Below are 16,468 nucleotides of genomic sequence, written 5' to 3'. Positions count from 1 at the left end.
TTATTTTCTTCTTTTTCCCAGCTCTTACTAATTATGAAACCTCTTTACTCGCGCATCTGCTGTTCCGTTCAAACAATCTAAAAGATAAAACTTTAACCTTTTTACTTCAAAAACAAAAATCCAGCTTTAAAAACCTCATTATAAGGATCCTTATTTAAAAAGTTCTCAACACTACAACGTTATCGCTACAAATTAAAAGCACTGCTTTACGAGTCCTTTGATAATTTTTATAAATTAGCTAAAAATGATATTTATTTAAAAAATAAACTTAAAAAATATATTATCACTATTATTTAATGCTTTTTGTTTTGATTTAAATAAAATTATGATTTAAATCGCAATCTATTCTTTCATAATGAATCTTATAGACTTAATACGCATCCTAATCGATTTTAATTAAAATGTCCCAAATTTATTAACTACCTTAATTTATCGTTTTATGAAAAAACCAAATTTCAAAATTTATTTATTGACCGCTTTACTTGCTGGCTTGTACTCCTGTAATTCAAATGATGATCTGGCAGACAATCCAACTGAAACGGCAACACAATTCAAAGTGGTTAATGTCACTAATCACGACGGACGGCCATTCAGCACTGGAGCATCAACTAATATACCAACTGGAAGATATGTTGCAAATCCCGGAGGTGGTGTAATGATACAAGCTTTCTACTGGGATGTACCTGCCGGTGGAAACTGGTGGAATACTGTAAATACAAAAATAACAGATTGGTCAAATGCCGGCATTGGCTCTATCTGGCTTCCTCCGGTATCAAAAGCTCAAAACGGACCGTTTTCTATGGGCTACGATCCTACTGACTATTTTGATTTTGGGAATTTCAATCAAAATGGTACGGTAGAAACCAGATTTGGTTCCCGTGCTGAATTAGAAAGCCTGATTACAAAAGTACATTCTGAAAACATGCAGGTTTATGCGGATATGGTACTGAATCACAACAGTGGCGGACAATTAGAAAACAACCCTTTTACAGGAACACAAACCTACACAAACTTTACCGGTGTTGCTTCTGGAAAATTTCCAAGAACCAGTGCTGATTTCTATAAAAATGCGTACGGTAATAATGACGAAGGTTCCTTTGGGGGATTTCCAGATTTAGCCCATGTAGTACCAAATGTACAAGACTGGCTTTGGAAAAGAGCAGACGGAGTAGGGAAATACTATAAAAACACAATGAAATTTGATGGATGGAGATTTGATTACGTAAAAGGTTTTGCTCCGTGGGTCATAAAAGATTGGAATGCAAACGTTGGTGGTTTCTCCGTTGGTGAATTATGGGATTCTAACGTAAACATACTGAATGATTGGGCGAATAATGCCAACAGTTCCGTTTTTGATTTTGCGTGCTATTATAAAATGAACGATGCTTTCGACGGAAACAACCTAAATATTTTGAATGACGACATGATGTGGAAAAGAAACCCGCACAAAGCGGTTACTTTTGTCACCAACCATGACACTGATGAAATTTGGAAAAAAGAGCTAGCGTATGCCTACATCTTAACGCATGAAGGATACCCAACTATTTTTTACCGAGATTACGAAGAATGGCTTAATAAAACGAAAATGAATAACTTAATTTGGATTCATAACAATAAAGCTACTGGCAACACCTCTATTTTATATACTGATACTGATGAATACATCGCCCGTAGAAACGGATATAACGGCAATCCCGGATTAGTGGTTTACATCAATAATTCATCCACTTGGCAAGAACGATGGATTCAGACCAACTGGACTAATGCTCAAATCAAAGATTTTACAGGTAATTCAACTTGGCAGCCGACTACTCAAGCAGACAAATGGGTCAAAATACAGTGTCCCCCAAATGGATATTCCATCTGGTCGACAAACATGTAACCCAAACTATTTTAAAGGCTGTCTATTTTGACAGCCTTTTTTATACCTAATAGCGTCATAAGCTATCTAATAAAATTTAAAAAAATCGACTGAAATCCATTTTCAAAACCCACATCATTAATTAAGAGGATACATTTTTTTAATTGGCATTTATAAATAGTACTTTTGCACACTATTGATATAAATATGGGCTTTTTAGAAGAAATACAACGCAGAAGAACTTTTGGGATTATCTCACATCCTGATGCCGGAAAAACAACACTTACAGAAAAACTCCTCCTTTTTGGTGGTGCGATTCAAGAGGCTGGTGCTGTAAAAAACAATAAAATCAAAAAAGGAGCTACCAGTGACTTTATGGAAATTGAACGCCAGAGAGGAATTTCGGTTTCTACTTCGGTTTTGGCTTTCAATTATAAAGACAAAAAGATAAACATTCTCGATACGCCAGGTCACAAGGATTTTGCGGAGGACACTTTTAGAACCTTAACAGCTGTTGACAGCGTTATTGTTGTAATTGATGTTGCCAAAGGTGTTGAAGAACAAACAGAGAAATTAGTGGCCGTTTGTAGAATGCGAAAAATTCCAATTATCGTATTCATCAATAAATTAGACCGAGAAGGAAAAGACGCTTTTGACTTGATGGATGAAGTGGAACAAAAGCTAGGTTTAACAGTTACGCCATTAAGTTTCCCAATAGGAATGGGCTATGATTTTCAAGGAATCTACAACCTTTGGGAACAAAACATCAACTTATTTAGCGGTGACAGCCGTAAAAATATTGAAGAAACAATTGCTTTTTCCGATGTTAAAAATCCGGAATTAGAGAAAATTATCGGTCAAAAACCAGCTGACAGCTTGCGGGAAGAACTAGAGTTGATTGATGAAGTTTATCCTAAATTTGATCGTCAGGATTATTTAGACGGAAAACTACAACCTGTATTTTTTGGTTCGGCATTGAATAATTTTGGAGTTAGAGAATTATTGGACTGTTTTGTTCAAATTGCCCCATCACCAAGACCAAAAGATTCGGAAACCCGATTAGTAGATCCCAAAGAGGAAAAAATGACAGGATTTGTGTTTAAAATCCATGCCAATATGGATCCAAAACACAGAGATCGTCTGGCCTTTATAAAAATAGTATCCGGAACTTTCGAAAGAAACAAACCGTATTACCACGTGCGTCAGAAGAAAAACTTAAAATTTTCGAGTCCAAATGCTTTTTTTGCCGAAAAGAAAGAAATTGTAGACATTTCCTATCCAGGTGATATTGTTGGCTTACATGATACAGGAAATTTCAAAATTGGAGATACATTGACCGAAGGAGAAATTATGAGTTTCAAAGGAATACCGAGTTTCTCCCCGGAACATTTCCGATATATTAATAATGCTGATCCTATGAAAGCCAAACAACTGGACAAAGGAATCGATCAGTTAATGGATGAAGGTGTGGCGCAGTTATTTACTTTGGAAATGAACAACAGAAAAATCATTGGAACGGTTGGAGCCCTACAATACGAGGTGATCCAATACCGTTTAGAACACGAATATGGAGCAAAATGTACCTATGAAAATTTCCCCGTACACAAAGCATGTTGGGTAAAACCAAACGATCCAAAAAGCGAAGAGTTCAAAGAATTCAGAAGAATCAAACAAAAATTCTTGGCACATGATAAATACGGACAATTAGTATTTCTGGCTGATTCTGATTTCACAATTCAAATGACACAAAATAAATATCCAAATGTTAAGTTATTCTTTACTTCTGAATTTGAGTAATTCTTAATATAAAGTAAACACCTGCCTACTGGAATTAAATGGTGGTCTTGAATAGCACAGACATAAAAAATAAAGGCATAAAAAAACGCTAATTTTAGAAATTAGCGTTTTTTTTATGTTTTAAAATCGCATTATACTCAAGCAATCATGTTTTCTAAATTTACCGCTTTTTTCAAGAAAGCCTTGATTAGCAGCCTATTTGGAGCAACTCCTGATGTGATTATTTGTTTTTTAGCGTTTATTCCTTCTATAGAAATTGTGCTATTAGGATCTTGTTTTGAACCCATAAACCACAATATAAAATGCATACTGTTAGAATTTGAAGCAGAAACTGTTGAAACATTCTCTTGTTTTGTAGTTGTACCAACTACTACTGTATTCACATCAACTAAATTTTTCTCAGTTTGTGCAAAAACAGAAATATTTGTTACTAGAATAAAAACAAGCAAAAGGAAACGATTACTTCCTGCATTTTTAGTTGTTTTTAAAGATAAATAGTTCATATCTCTTACAATTTTACAATAGACAGAATGTGTTTTTTCCATCTCGAACACGAAAGTATATCATTTATAAATGAGTCGGAAATATTTTCGATGAAGTGCCATTATACCCGTTCAAAGTACAAATAGGTTCTGTATAACAAAGATTTGATGGTTGGATATACTAATTTATTCATAAAACCTACATACAAAAACAGCTAATTAACACCACGAATCAGAAATGAAATCAATAATTCTAGACTGAGAAAATAGCCTTAAATAAAAAAGGCTCCATTTCTGGAGCCTTTAAAGATATTATGCTTGTCCCGCAGGACCAAAATTAAGCGGAATCGGGGCTTGTTCAGTATCTTTTATTTCGCCATGAGCGACTTCAAAACGATGAATGTTTTCTCCGATTGCTTTCAACAATCTTTTAGTATGCTGTGGTGTCAAGACAATTCTTGCTTTTACCTTAGCCTTAGGTATGCCGGGCATGATGCTTACAAAATCTAAAACAAATTCAGAAGACGAATGATTGATTATAGCCAAATTGGAATAAATTCCTTCGGCAATTTTCTCATCCAACTCAATGTTGATTTGTTCTTGTTGTTGATTTGAATTACTCATACTTAATAAATATATTCTTCTTTATTAGCCATCATATCGTTGTAATCTTCTTTTGAACCTACAATTGTATTGTCATATTCTCTCATACCCGTTCCGGCAGGGATTCTATGTCCAACAATTACATTTTCTTTCAATCCTTCTAAGTAATCGATTTTACCTGCAACAGCAGCTTCGTTCAATACTTTAGTCGTTTCTTGGAAAGAAGCCGCTGATATAAATGATTTGGTTTGAAGAGAGGCTCTTGTAATACCTTGTAAGACTGGTGTTGCAGTTGCAGTAACGACATCACGAGCCACAACAAGATTTTTATCGGTACGTTTCAAAAGAGAATTTTCATCGCGCAACTCACGAGGCGTAATAATTTGTCCTTCTTTCAAAGCGCCAGAATCGCCAGCATCTTCCACGACTTTCATACCATATAATTTATCATTTTGAAAGATAAAGTCTTTTGTATGAATTAATTGATCTTCTAAGAACAACGTGTCACCTGGATCTTGCACTCTTACCTTACGCATCATCTGACGTATTACTACTTCAAAGTGCTTGTCGTTAATTTTCACCCCTTGCAAACGGTATACTTCTTGAATTTCGTTAACCAAATACTGTTGAACAGCGGCTGGCCCTTGGATTCTTAAAATATCATCCGGAGTAATAGCACCATCTGACAACGGTACACCTGCTCTTACAAAGTCATTTTCCTGAACTAGAATTTGGCTTGATAATTTAACCAAGTATTTTCTAATGTCACCAAATTTAGATTCGATAACTACCTCACGGTTTCCTCTTTTGATTTTTCCAAAAGAAACAACACCATCAATTTCAGAAACAACTGCTGGGTTTGAAGGATTACGAGCTTCTAACAACTCAGTAATTCTAGGCAAACCTCCTGTAATATCTCCTGATTTAGAAGAACGACGCGGAATTTTCACCAACACTTTACCGGCTTTAATTTTCTCACCATTTTCAACCATCAAGTGGGCTCCAACAGGTAAGTTATACGAACGAATCAATTCATTGTCTTTACCGTAAACCAATAAAGTAGGAATTAATTTTTTAGCTCTGGATTCAGAAATTACCTTTTCTTGGAAACCAGTTTGCTCATCAATTTCAACCATAAATGATTGACCTTGCTCTAATTCTTCATAAGCAATCTTACCGGTAAACTCAGATACGATAACCCCATTATAAGGATCCCATTTACAGATCACATCTCCTTTAACAACAGACTGGCCGTCTTTAACGAAAATACTTGAACCGTAAGGAATATTATTTGTACTTAATAAAATACCTGTTCTTTCATCGATTAATTTCAATTCAGAAGAACGAGATACTACAATATCCACTGCATTACCTTCACTATCTTCTCCTTTAACAGTTTTTAAATCTTCAATTTCCAGTTTACCGTTAAATTTAGTAACGATACTAGACTCTTCAGAAATACCACCCGCAACCCCTCCAACGTGGAAAGTACGTAATGTTAACTGTGTTCCAGGTTCTCCAATAGATTGTGCTGCAATTACACCAACAGCTTCCCCTCTTTGTGTCATTTTTCCGGTAGCAAGATTTCTACCGTAACATTTGGCACAAATACCTTTTAGCGCTTCACAAGTTAACGGAGAACGCACTTCTACTTTCTCGATAGGAGAAGCATCAATTGCTTTCATGATAACCTCTGTGATTTGCTCCCCAGAATGAACTAAAATCTCACTGGTCAAAGGGTTGATTAAGTCTTGTAAAGCGACACGCCCTAAAATTCTTTCTCCAAGTGATTCTACAATTTCTTCATTTTTCTTCAATGCTGAAACTTCAACACCTCTTAATGTACCACAGTCTTCGATGTTTACAATAACATCTTGGGATACATCATGCAATCTTCTTGTTAAATATCCTGCATCGGCTGTTTTCAAAGCCGTATCCGCAAGACCTTTACGCGCACCGTGAGTAGAAATAAAATACTCAAGGATCGAAAGACCTTCTTTAAAGTTAGAAAGAATAGGGTTTTCAATAATTTCACCACCACCAGCAGTAGATTTTTTTGGCTTAGCCATCAAACCACGCATACCGGTTAACTGACGAATTTGTTCTTTGGAACCCCTTGCTCCAGAATCAAGCATCATATACACCGAGTTGAAACCTTGTTGGTCTTCTCTAATGTTTTTCATTGCAAGCTCTGTCAATTGTGCATTCGCAGAAGTCCATACATCAATAACTTGGTTGTACCGTTCGTTATTAGTAATCAAACCCATATTATAATTAGCAGAAATACCTTGAACTTGTTCTCTGGCATCTGCAATTAATTTAGGTTTTTGATCCGGAATTCTAATATCACCAAGAGAGAATGACAAACCACCTTTGAAGGCAAATTTGTATCCCATGTCTTTCATATTATCTAAGAAGACCGCAGTTGTAGGTACATCGGTAGCGCTTAAAACGTGTCCGATAATATCTCTAAGGTTTTTCTTAGTCAATACATCATTGATATATCCTGCAGCTTCTGGTACTACTTCATTAAATAATACACGGCCTGCAGTAGTTTTAATAATTTGGAAAACTAATTCTCCTGCTTCATTAAAATGTTTTGCTCTAATTTTCACTGAAGCATTCAATTCTAATCTGCCTTCATTCAAAGCAATATTTACTTCTTCCGCAGAATAAAAAGTGATCCCTTCACCTAAAATTTTAAGCTCAGGAGTAGATAAACGTTCTTTGGTCATATAATACAGACCCAAAACCATATCCTGAGAAGGTACCGTAATTGGAGCACCATTTGCAGGATTCAAGATATTGTGAGAACCCAACATTAATAGTTGCGCTTCCAAAATAGCTTCAGGTCCTAATGGCAAGTGAACTGCCATTTGATCCCCATCAAAATCCGCATTAAATGCAGTACATACTAAAGGGTGCAATTGGATTGCTTTTCCTTCAATTAATTTTGGTTGGAATGCTTGGATACCTAAACGGTGCAAAGTAGGAGCACGATTCAGTAATATTGGGTGCCCTTTGATCACATTTTCAAGGATATCCCAAACTACAGGCTCTTTCTTATCTATTATTTTCTTAGCTGATTTAACCGTTTTTACAATTCCTCTTTCTATCAATTTACGGATAACGAAAGGTTTGTATAATTCAGCTGCCATATCTTTAGGGATACCACATTCAGACAATTTCAATTCTGGTCCAACAACAATTACAGAACGAGCAGAATAATCCACACGTTTACCTAGTAAGTTTTGACGGAAACGACCTTGTTTTCCTTTTAGGGAATCCGAAAGTGATTTCAATGGACGGTTTGATTCTGTTTTTACTGCAGATGCTTTACGCGTATTGTCAAAAAGTGAATCTACCGATTCCTGCAACATACGTTTCTCGTTTCTTAAAATAACTTCTGGAGCTTTAATCTCCATTAATCTTTTCAAACGGTTGTTACGTATAATTACACGACGGTATAAATCATTCAAATCTGAAGTTGCAAAACGACCTCCATCAAGTGGCACAAGCGGACGTAATTCTGGTGGAATAACGGGTACCACTTTCATAATCATCCATTCCGGACGGTTCTCACGGTTCAAGTTAGACTCACGGAAAGATTCCACAACTTGTAATCTTTTTAATGCTTCTGTTTTACGTTGTTTAGACGTTTCATTGTTAGCATTGTGTCTTAATTGGTAAGACAATTGATCTAAATCAATTCTTGCCAATAAGTCCATAATACATTCTGCTCCCATTTTGGCAACAAATTTATTAGGATCAAAATCATCAAGATATTGGTTGTCAGCAGGAAGCGTATCTAAAATATTTAAATATTCTTCTTCTGTCAAAAAGTCTAATCTTTGTACTGATTCACCTTCTGCATTTTTAGCGATACCTGCTTGGATTACTACGTATCTTTCGTAGTAAATAATCATATCTAATTTCTTAGATGGAAGTCCAAGGATATAACCAATTTTGTTTGGAAGAGAACGGAAATACCAGATATGAGCAATAGGCACAACCAGATTGATGTGACCTACTCTGTCTCTACGTACTTTTTTCTCCGTTACTTCTACACCACAACGGTCACAGATGATTCCTTTGTAGCGAATTCTTTTATACTTACCACAAGCACATTCAAAATCTTTTACTGGTCCAAAAATACGTTCACAGAAAAGACCATCACGCTCCGGTTTGTGCGTTCTATAATTGATAGTTTCAGGTTTCAATACTTCACCTCTTGATTCTTTCAAGATCGATTCAGGAGAAGCAAGTCCTATGGAGATTTTATTAAACCTTTTTACAGGGTTTTTATCTTTATTGTTATTATTTCTATTATTCATCATAGTTTTTACTATTGATTTATTTGCAATTAAAAAATTAATTTTATTTCAGTCTTAAAGTCAAATGTCATAAAGTTTTTAAAGCCACGGATGACTTTAGACTTTTAGACTTTCAAACTTTAGACTTAAACATTACCTCGAATTACTTCTCTAAACTTCAAATAAAAATTTTGAAGTGCTATTTATAAAACCAATTGGGTTTAAATAAAAAATCGGAACGGGTTACGGGTATAAATCCTAAAAACTCTTTTAAAAAAGTGTTCAGTATTCAGAATTTAGTGTTCAGTTTATCACTGATTACTAAATACTGAACACTGAATACTAAACTTCTATTCTTCTAGACGAATGTCAAGTCCAAGACCTTTCAATTCATGCATCAATACATTGAATGATTCCGGTAATCCTGGTTCTGGCATAGATTCACCTTTTACGATTGCTTCATACGTTTTTGCTCTACCGATAACATCATCAGACTTCACAGTCAAGATTTCTCTAAGTGTACTTGATGCTCCATAAGCCTCAAGTGCCCAAACTTCCATCTCTCCAAAACGCTGTCCTCCAAATTGAGCTTTACCTCCAAGTGGTTGTTGCGTAATCAATGAGTACGGACCTATAGAACGTGCGTGCATTTTATCGTCAACCATGTGTCCAAGTTTCAACATGTAGATAACTCCTACTGTTGCAGCTTGATGGAAACGTTCTCCTGTACCACCATCATATAAATATGTATGTCCAAAACGTGGTATTCCAGCTTCATCCGTCAATTCATTGATTTGATCAAGGGTTGCTCCGTCAAAAATTGGTGTAGCAAATTTTCTACCCAAGTTTTGTCCCGCCCAACCAAGAACTGTTTCATAAATTTGACCAATGTTCATACGTGAAGGTACACCAAGTGGGTTCAACACGATATCAACTGGCGTTCCATCTTCAAGGAAAGGCATGTCTTCATGACGAACGATACGAGCAACAATACCTTTGTTACCGTGACGTCCCGCCATTTTATCCCCAACTTTCAACTTACGTTTTTTGGCAATATATACTTTCGCTAATTTCAAGATTCCTGCTGGCAATTCATCTCCAACAGTAATAGTAAATTTCTCTCTACGTAAAGCACCTTGTAAATCGTTCAACTTAATTTTATAGTTATGAATTAAATCATTCACCATTTTATTAGTTGCATCATCAGCAACCCATTGACCTTTACTTAAGTGAGCAAAATCTTCAACAGCATAAAGCATTTTTTGAGTGTATTTTTTACCTTTTGGTAAAACTTCTTCACCCAAATCATTCATTACCCCTTGAGATGTTTTTCCGTTTACGATCAAGAAAAGTTTTTCCACTAATTTGTCTTTTAATTCAACAAATTTAACTTCAAACTCCATTTCAAGTGCTCCTAAAGCATCTTTATCTTGCGTACGTTTACGTTTATCTTTTACTGCTCTTGCAAACAGTTTTTTGTCTAAAACAACACCATGTAAAGAAGGAGAGGCTTTTAATGAAGCATCTTTTACATCCCCTGCTTTATCCCCAAAGATTGCACGAAGCAATTTCTCTTCCGGAGTAGGATCTGATTCTCCTTTTGGAGTAATTTTTCCGATAAGAATGTCACCAGGTTTAACCTCGGCTCCAATTCTGATCATACCATTTTCATCTAAATCTTTAGTAGCTTCTTCAGAAACGTTCGGTATATCGTTCGTCAATTCTTCGTTACCTAATTTAGTATCTCTAACTTCTAATGAATAATCATCCACGTGAATAGAGGTAAAAATATCGTCACGAACTACTTTTTCAGAAATTACAATCGCATCCTCAAAGTTGTACCCTTTCCATGGCATAAACGCTACTTTTAGGTTACGACCTAAAGCAAGTTCTCCATTTTGAGTGGCATAACCTTCTGACAATACTTGACCAAGAACAACTCTGTCGCCTCTTCTTACGATAGGTTTCAAGTTGATACTAGTACCTTGATTGGTTTTTCTAAATTTAATTAGATTGTATGTTTTCTCATCTGACTCAAAACTCACCATTCTTTCTTCTTCAGAACGATCGTATTTGATTGTGATAATATTAGCATCCACATATTCAACAGTTCCATCTCCTTCAGCGTTAATTAAAACTCTGGAATCCGAAGCAACTTGACGCTCTAAACCAGTTCCAACAATAGGAGCTTCAGGACGAATTAATGGTACGGCCTGACGCATCATGTTAGATCCCATCAAGGCTCTATTCGCATCATCATGTTCTAAGAAAGGAATCAAAGAGGCTGAAATAGAAGCAATTTGATTTGGAGCAACATCCGTATAATCCACTTTTGAAGGCTCAATTACTGGAAAATCACCTTCCTGACGGGCAATTACATTTTCAGCGATAATCTTACCTACTGCATCCATTTCTATGTTTGCCTGAGCAATCATCATTCCTTCTTCTTCTTCTGCACTCAAGTAAACAGGAGTAGACACTAGATCTACGACTCCGTTAGTTACTTTACGGTATGGAGTCTCAATGAAACCCATTCCGTTTACTTTAGCATAAACACCAAGAGAAGATATCAAACCAATGTTTGGTCCCTCAGGAGTTTCAATTGGACATAAACGTCCATAATGCGTATAGTGAACATCACGTACCTCAAATCCGGCTCTTTCTCTCGAAAGTCCACCTGGTCCAAGTGCAGATAATCTTCTTTTGTGCGTAATCTCGGCTAATGGATTCGTTTGATCCATAAACTGAGACAACTGGTTTGTACCAAAGAAAGAGTTGATAACAGAGGATAATGTTTTAGCATTAATCAAATCTATCGGTGTAAACACCTCGTTATCCCTAACGTTCATTCGCTCTCTAATGGTTCTGGCCATACGCGCCAAACCAACACCAAACTGTTGTGACATTTGTTCTCCAACTGTTCGTACACGACGGTTTGATAAGTGATCAATATCATCAATCTCTGCTTTAGAGTTAATTAATTCAATCAAATATTTAACAATCGTTATGATATCTTCTTTGGTCAAGACTTGCTTTTCCATTGGAGTATCCAACCCTAATTTTTTATTTATTCTATAACGACCTACTTCACCTAAGTTGTACCGTTGATCAGAAAAGAATAATTTATCGATAATACCACGAGCCGTTTCTTCATCAGGCGGTTCAGCATTACGCAATTGTCTATAGATATGCTCAACAGCCTCTTTTTCAGAGTTTGTTGGATCTTTTTGCAACGTGTTATGAATAATCGCATAATCTCCTTGATTAGCATCTTCTTTGTGAAGCAAAATAGATTTAACGTTAGAATCAATGATTTCTTCCACATTATCTTTGTCGATAATAGTGTCTCTATCAAGAATTATTTCGTTACGTTCAATAGAAACTACTTCACCAGTATCCTCATCTACAAAATCCTCATGCCATGTATTCAATACACGAGCAGCTAATTTTCTACCGATATATTTTTTAAGTCCTGTTTTAGAAACTTTAATTTCCTCAGCAAGATCGAAAATCTCTAGGATATCCTTATCTCTTTCGAATCCAATTGCACGGAATAAAGTCGTTACAGGTAATTTTTTCTTTCTGTCAATATAAGCATACATTACGCTGTTTATATCTGTAGAAAATTCTATCCAAGAACCCTTAAAAGGAATTACTCTGGCAGAGTACAATTTTGTTCCATTTGCATGAAATGACTGCCCGAAGAAAACACCAGGAGAACGGTGTAATTGAGAAACAACTACACGCTCAGCACCATTAATAACAAAAGTACCGCTTGGCGTCATATATGGAATTGTCCCAAGATAAACATCCTGAACAATAGTCTCAAAATCTTCATGTTCTGGATCTGTACAATATAGTTTTAACCTAGCTTTTAGGGGTACACTATGCGTAAGACCTCTTTCTATACATTCTTGAATTGTGTAACGTGGCGGATCTACAAAATAATCAAGGAATTCTAATACAAAGTTATTTCTTGTATCAGTAATTGGGAAGTTTTCCATGAAGGTATTGTAAAGCCCTTCGTCGCCTCTTTCGTCAGATTTAGTTTCTAATTGAAAAAAATCCTTAAACGATTTAACCTGAACATCTAGAAAATCTGGATAATCAGGAATATTTTTTGTAGAGGCAAAATTCAATCTTTCAGTTTGATTTGTTATCATCAATGGACAAAATTTTGATTAGAAAAGTAATTTTTTTGTATAAATAGTAATTTATTTATACCTTTTTTTTTTAAACCATTACATCTTTAAAAACCAATTTAAGATAACTACTTTCTTATTATCTGTTAATTTTTTTTCCTCGTAATGGATAAAATGAATCTATTTTAAAAGACTAGTATGTACTAATACAACGTAGCCTTTTGTTATACGAAAAATGGTTTAGGTCTTTGGATGACTCCAAGACCTAAACCTTATTTTCAAAACTAGAGTGAACTATTTAAGTTCAACCTCAGCTCCAGCTTCTTCCAAAGATTTTTTAAGCGCTTCTGCTTCATCTTTAGTTACACCTTCTTTAACATTGCTTGGTGCGCTGTCTACTACATCTTTAGCTTCTTTCAAACCTAAACCAGTAAGTTCTTTAACTAATTTTACAACTGCTAATTTAGAAGCACCTGCTGCTTTCAAAACCACTGTAAATTCTGTTTGAACATCTTCAGCAGCAGCTTCGCCACCACCTGAAACTACTACAGCTGCAGCAGCTGGTTCGATTCCGTACTCATCTTTTAATATTGTTGCTAATTCGTTAACTTCTTTTACCGTTAGGCTAACCAATTGTTCTGCGAATTGTTTCAAATCTGCCATTTTTTCTATCGTTTTAAAATGATTTGTAAAAAATATAATTTATTTATTGTGCGCGTTTTATGTAATAAAATTAGAGTAAAACTCTTCTTTCATTATGCCTCCACTTCCTCTGTTGCCTCTTCGCTTTTGGCAAATTGGTTTTGAAGAGCAGAAATAACTCTTTGTGCTGGTGACTGCAATAATCCAATAAGTTCGCCGATAAGCTCTTCTTTAGATTTAATAGTTGCTAATGCATCTAATTGATCGTCTCCAATATAAATTTCAGAGTTGATATAAGCTCCCTTTAATACCGGTTTAGCTGATTTTTTTCTGAAATCTTTTATTATCTTACCCGGAGCGTTTGCTATCTCAGAAATGAATATAGCACTATTACCAGTCAAAACTGAAGGTAAATCTCCATAATCATTAGCTGATGCTTCCATTGCTTTTGCAAGCAATGTATTTTTAACTACTTCTAATTTTATACCTGCTTTATAACAAGCTCTTCTTAAGTTCGTAGTTGCTTCTGCATTCATTCCAGAAATATCAGATACATAAATAATATTTGTACCAGCTAACTGTGCAGTTAAAACTTCAATCGCGATTGATTTTTCTTCTCTAGTCATACTAAAAATTTTTAACTACCAATTATACTGCCTTAGGATCCAATGCAATTGCAGGACTCATAGTGCTAGTTAGGTAAATACTTTTGATGTAAGTTCCTTTAGCCGCAGTTGGTTTAAGTTTGATTAATGTTTGAATAATTTCGTGAGCATTGTCAACAATTTGTTCAGCTCCAAAAGAGACTTTACCAATTCCTGCATGCACTATACCAGTTTTGTCAACTTTAAAGTCAATTTTACCAGCTTTTACCTCTTGAACAGCTTTTGCAACATCCATAGTTACAGTACCTGTTTTAGGGTTAGGCATTAAACCTCTAGGTCCTAAAATACGACCTAATGGACCTAATTTACCCATAACAGAAGGCATTGTGATAATTACATCAACATCTGTCCAACCGTCTTTTATCTTTTGTAAATAGTCATCAAGACCTACATAGTCAGCACCAGCTGCCAAAGCTTCCGCTTCTTTGTCCGGAGTAACCAATGCTAATACTTTAACATCTTTACCAGTACCATGAGGCAATGTTACTACACCTCTTACCATTTGATTCGCTTTTCTTGGATCTACACCCAAACGAACTGCGATATCAATAGACTCATCAAATTTTGCAGAAGCAACAACTTTTATTAATGCCGCAGCATCTTTAAGAGAATATAATTTGTTCTTTTCAATTTTTGAAGCAGCCTCTTTTTGCTTTTTTGTCAATTTTGCCATGTCTTACCCTTGTTTTAGAGGAGAATCTCCAGTTACAGTTATACCCATAGATCTAGCCGTTCCTGCGATCATGCTCATAGCAGATTCGATAGTAAATGCATTCAAATCCACCATTTTATCTTCGGCGATTGTTCTAATTACGTCCCAAGTAACGTTAGCTACTTTTTTACGATTAGGTTCACCTGAACCAGATTTTAGCTTTGCAGCTTCCAATAATTGGACAGCAGCAGGTGGTGTTTTTACAACAAAATCAAAAGATTTGTCTTTATACACTGTAATTTGCACAGGGCAAACTTTGCCGGCTTTATCTTGAGTTCTTGCATTAAATTGCTTACAGAACTCCATGATATTAACACCAGCAGCACCTAAAGCAGGTCCAACCGGTGGCGATGGATTCGCAGCACCTCCCTTAACTTGTAGTTTAACTACTTTACTAATTTCTTTAGCCATTTTTTAAAAATTTAACACTACAATCTTTGGAAGCGATTGCAATGGATATTATAGATGTAACAAAATTATACTTTTTCAACTTGCATAAAACTCAATTCTAATGGTGTTTTTCTTCCGAAAATTTTCACCATTACTTCCAGTTTACGCTTTTCTTCATTAATTTTCTCCACAGTTCCGTTAAAACCATTAAAAGGACCATCAACAACCTTAATCGTCTCACCAATATTGAAAGGAATAGAACGTGTATCGGTATTAACCGCTAATTCATCTACTTTACCTAACATTCGATTCACTTCGGAAATTCTCAAAGGAACAGGTTCCCCTCCTTTAATCTCTCCTAAAAAACCAATAACACTTGTTATTGATTTAATAATATGAGGTATTTCACCAATCAGATTAGCCTCTATCATGACGTATCCTGGAAAATAAACCTTATCTTTAATTATCTTTTTTCCCTCTTTTACAGTAACTACTTTTTCAGTAGGAACCAAAACCTGTGACACATAATCACCCATCCCAAGTCGTGCGATTTCGGTTTCGATATAAGCTTTCACTTTATTTTCTTGACCACTTACCGCCCTAACGACATACCACTTTTTAATATTATTATCTGCCATAACAAAAAAATTATGCTTTTATCCAGTTAAAAAAACCAGCCAAAGCTTTTGCGAAAATTTCATCTACTCCCCAAGTTGCCAAAGCGAATAATACTGAAAAAACAGCCACAACAATCGTTAGACGCTGAACCTCAGCCCAAACCGGCCAAGTTACATTTGACTTTAATTCCTCAAATGCCTCTGATATGTAATTAACAACTTTTGTCATTATGATTTATTTTTT

The 16,468-nt window shown here is 35.5% G+C and carries 12 protein-coding genes; 2 read left to right on the top strand and 10 right to left on the bottom strand.

Translation table 11 applies throughout. From position 1 onward, the window contains the following. Nucleotides 1-439: 439 nt before the first annotated feature. Nucleotides 440-1,882, top strand: coding sequence for an alpha-amylase (locus EKL98_RS04660; RefSeq protein WP_126561663.1), 1,443 nt, complete (start codon nt 440-442; stop codon nt 1,880-1,882). A gap of 186 nt (nt 1,883-2,068) precedes the next feature. Next, nucleotides 2,069-3,658, top strand: coding sequence for a peptide chain release factor 3 (locus EKL98_RS04655; RefSeq protein ID WP_126463130.1), 1,590 nt, complete (start codon nt 2,069-2,071; stop codon nt 3,656-3,658). 137 nt (nt 3,659-3,795) lie between these two features. Here the strand turns inward: EKL98_RS04655 and EKL98_RS04650 are convergent, their stop codons facing one another. From EKL98_RS04650 to secE, 10 genes are all read right to left on the bottom strand, one after another. After that, nucleotides 3,796-4,161 carry a hypothetical protein gene (locus tag EKL98_RS04650; RefSeq protein WP_126561662.1) on the bottom strand — a complete coding sequence of 122 codons (366 nt, stop codon included), beginning with the start codon at nt 4,159-4,161 and terminating at the stop codon, nt 3,796-3,798. A 291-nt stretch (nt 4,162-4,452) separates the two neighbouring features. Then, nucleotides 4,453-4,764, bottom strand: a complete 312-nt coding sequence (locus EKL98_RS04645) for a DUF3467 domain-containing protein (RefSeq protein WP_126561661.1) — start codon at nt 4,762-4,764, stop codon at nt 4,453-4,455. Between the two features lie 2 nt (nt 4,765-4,766). Continuing rightward, nucleotides 4,767-9,080: a DNA-directed RNA polymerase subunit beta' gene (gene rpoC / locus EKL98_RS04640; RefSeq protein ID WP_126561660.1), complete on the bottom strand. Its 4,314-nt coding sequence runs from the start codon at nt 9,078-9,080 to the stop codon at nt 4,767-4,769. Between the two features lie 326 nt (nt 9,081-9,406). Further along, on the bottom strand, nt 9,407-13,219 hold the full coding sequence (rpoB, locus tag EKL98_RS04635; protein ID WP_126463126.1) for a DNA-directed RNA polymerase subunit beta: 3,813 nt from the start codon (nt 13,217-13,219) through the stop codon (nt 9,407-9,409). Between the two features lie 273 nt (nt 13,220-13,492). Further along, nucleotides 13,493-13,861, bottom strand: coding sequence for a 50S ribosomal protein L7/L12 (gene rplL, locus EKL98_RS04630; protein ID WP_126561659.1), 369 nt, complete (start codon nt 13,859-13,861; stop codon nt 13,493-13,495). 92 nt (nt 13,862-13,953) lie between these two features. Continuing rightward, nucleotides 13,954-14,466, bottom strand: coding sequence for a 50S ribosomal protein L10 (gene rplJ / locus EKL98_RS04625; RefSeq protein WP_126455874.1), 513 nt, complete (start codon nt 14,464-14,466; stop codon nt 13,954-13,956). Between the two features lie 22 nt (nt 14,467-14,488). Further along, a complete protein-coding gene (gene rplA / locus EKL98_RS04620) occupies nt 14,489-15,178 on the bottom strand; it encodes a 50S ribosomal protein L1 (RefSeq protein ID WP_126455876.1) in 690 nt (229 codons plus the stop codon). A gap of 3 nt (nt 15,179-15,181) precedes the next feature. Further along, nucleotides 15,182-15,628: a 50S ribosomal protein L11 gene (rplK, locus tag EKL98_RS04615; protein WP_126455877.1), complete on the bottom strand. Its 447-nt coding sequence runs from the start codon at nt 15,626-15,628 to the stop codon at nt 15,182-15,184. 65 nt (nt 15,629-15,693) lie between these two features. Then, complete coding sequence (gene nusG, locus EKL98_RS04610; protein WP_126455879.1) at nt 15,694-16,245, bottom strand: transcription termination/antitermination protein NusG; 552 nt, start codon at nt 16,243-16,245, stop codon at nt 15,694-15,696. 10 nt (nt 16,246-16,255) lie between these two features. Further along, entirely contained in the window at nt 16,256-16,453 is a 198-nt protein-coding gene (secE, locus tag EKL98_RS04605) for a preprotein translocase subunit SecE (RefSeq protein WP_126455881.1), read from the bottom strand. Nucleotides 16,454-16,468: the final 15 nt, after the last annotated feature.

This window comes from Flavobacterium bomense, from assembly GCF_003970355.1.
The sequence above is the reverse complement of the archived record's forward strand: the minus strand, read 5'-3'. Positions and strand labels throughout refer to the sequence as shown.

Excerpts from the sequence above, each read along its gene's own strand:
- EKL98_RS04660 (WP_126561663.1), top strand. The coding sequence starts at position 440 with ATGAAAAAACCAAATTTCAAAATTTATTTATTGACCGCTTTACTTGCT.
- EKL98_RS04655 (WP_126463130.1), top strand. The coding sequence starts at position 2,069 with ATGGGCTTTTTAGAAGAAATACAACGCAGAAGAACTTTTGGGATTATC.
- EKL98_RS04650 (WP_126561662.1), bottom strand. The coding sequence starts at position 4,161 with ATGAACTATTTATCTTTAAAAACAACTAAAAATGCAGGAAGTAATCGT.
- EKL98_RS04645 (WP_126561661.1), bottom strand. The coding sequence starts at position 4,764 with ATGAGTAATTCAAATCAACAACAAGAACAAATCAACATTGAGTTGGAT.
- rpoC (WP_126561660.1), bottom strand. The coding sequence starts at position 9,080 with ATGATGAATAATAGAAATAATAACAATAAAGATAAAAACCCTGTAAAA.
- rpoB (WP_126463126.1), bottom strand. The coding sequence starts at position 13,219 with ATGATAACAAATCAAACTGAAAGATTGAATTTTGCCTCTACAAAAAAT.
- rplL (WP_126561659.1), bottom strand. The coding sequence starts at position 13,861 with ATGGCAGATTTGAAACAATTCGCAGAACAATTGGTTAGCCTAACGGTA.
- rplJ (WP_126455874.1), bottom strand. The coding sequence starts at position 14,466 with ATGACTAGAGAAGAAAAATCAATCGCGATTGAAGTTTTAACTGCACAG.
- rplA (WP_126455876.1), bottom strand. The coding sequence starts at position 15,178 with ATGGCAAAATTGACAAAAAAGCAAAAAGAGGCTGCTTCAAAAATTGAA.
- rplK (WP_126455877.1), bottom strand. The coding sequence starts at position 15,628 with ATGGCTAAAGAAATTAGTAAAGTAGTTAAACTACAAGTTAAGGGAGGT.
- nusG (WP_126455879.1), bottom strand. The coding sequence starts at position 16,245 with ATGGCAGATAATAATATTAAAAAGTGGTATGTCGTTAGGGCGGTAAGT.
- secE (WP_126455881.1), bottom strand. The coding sequence starts at position 16,453 with ATGACAAAAGTTGTTAATTACATATCAGAGGCATTTGAGGAATTAAAG.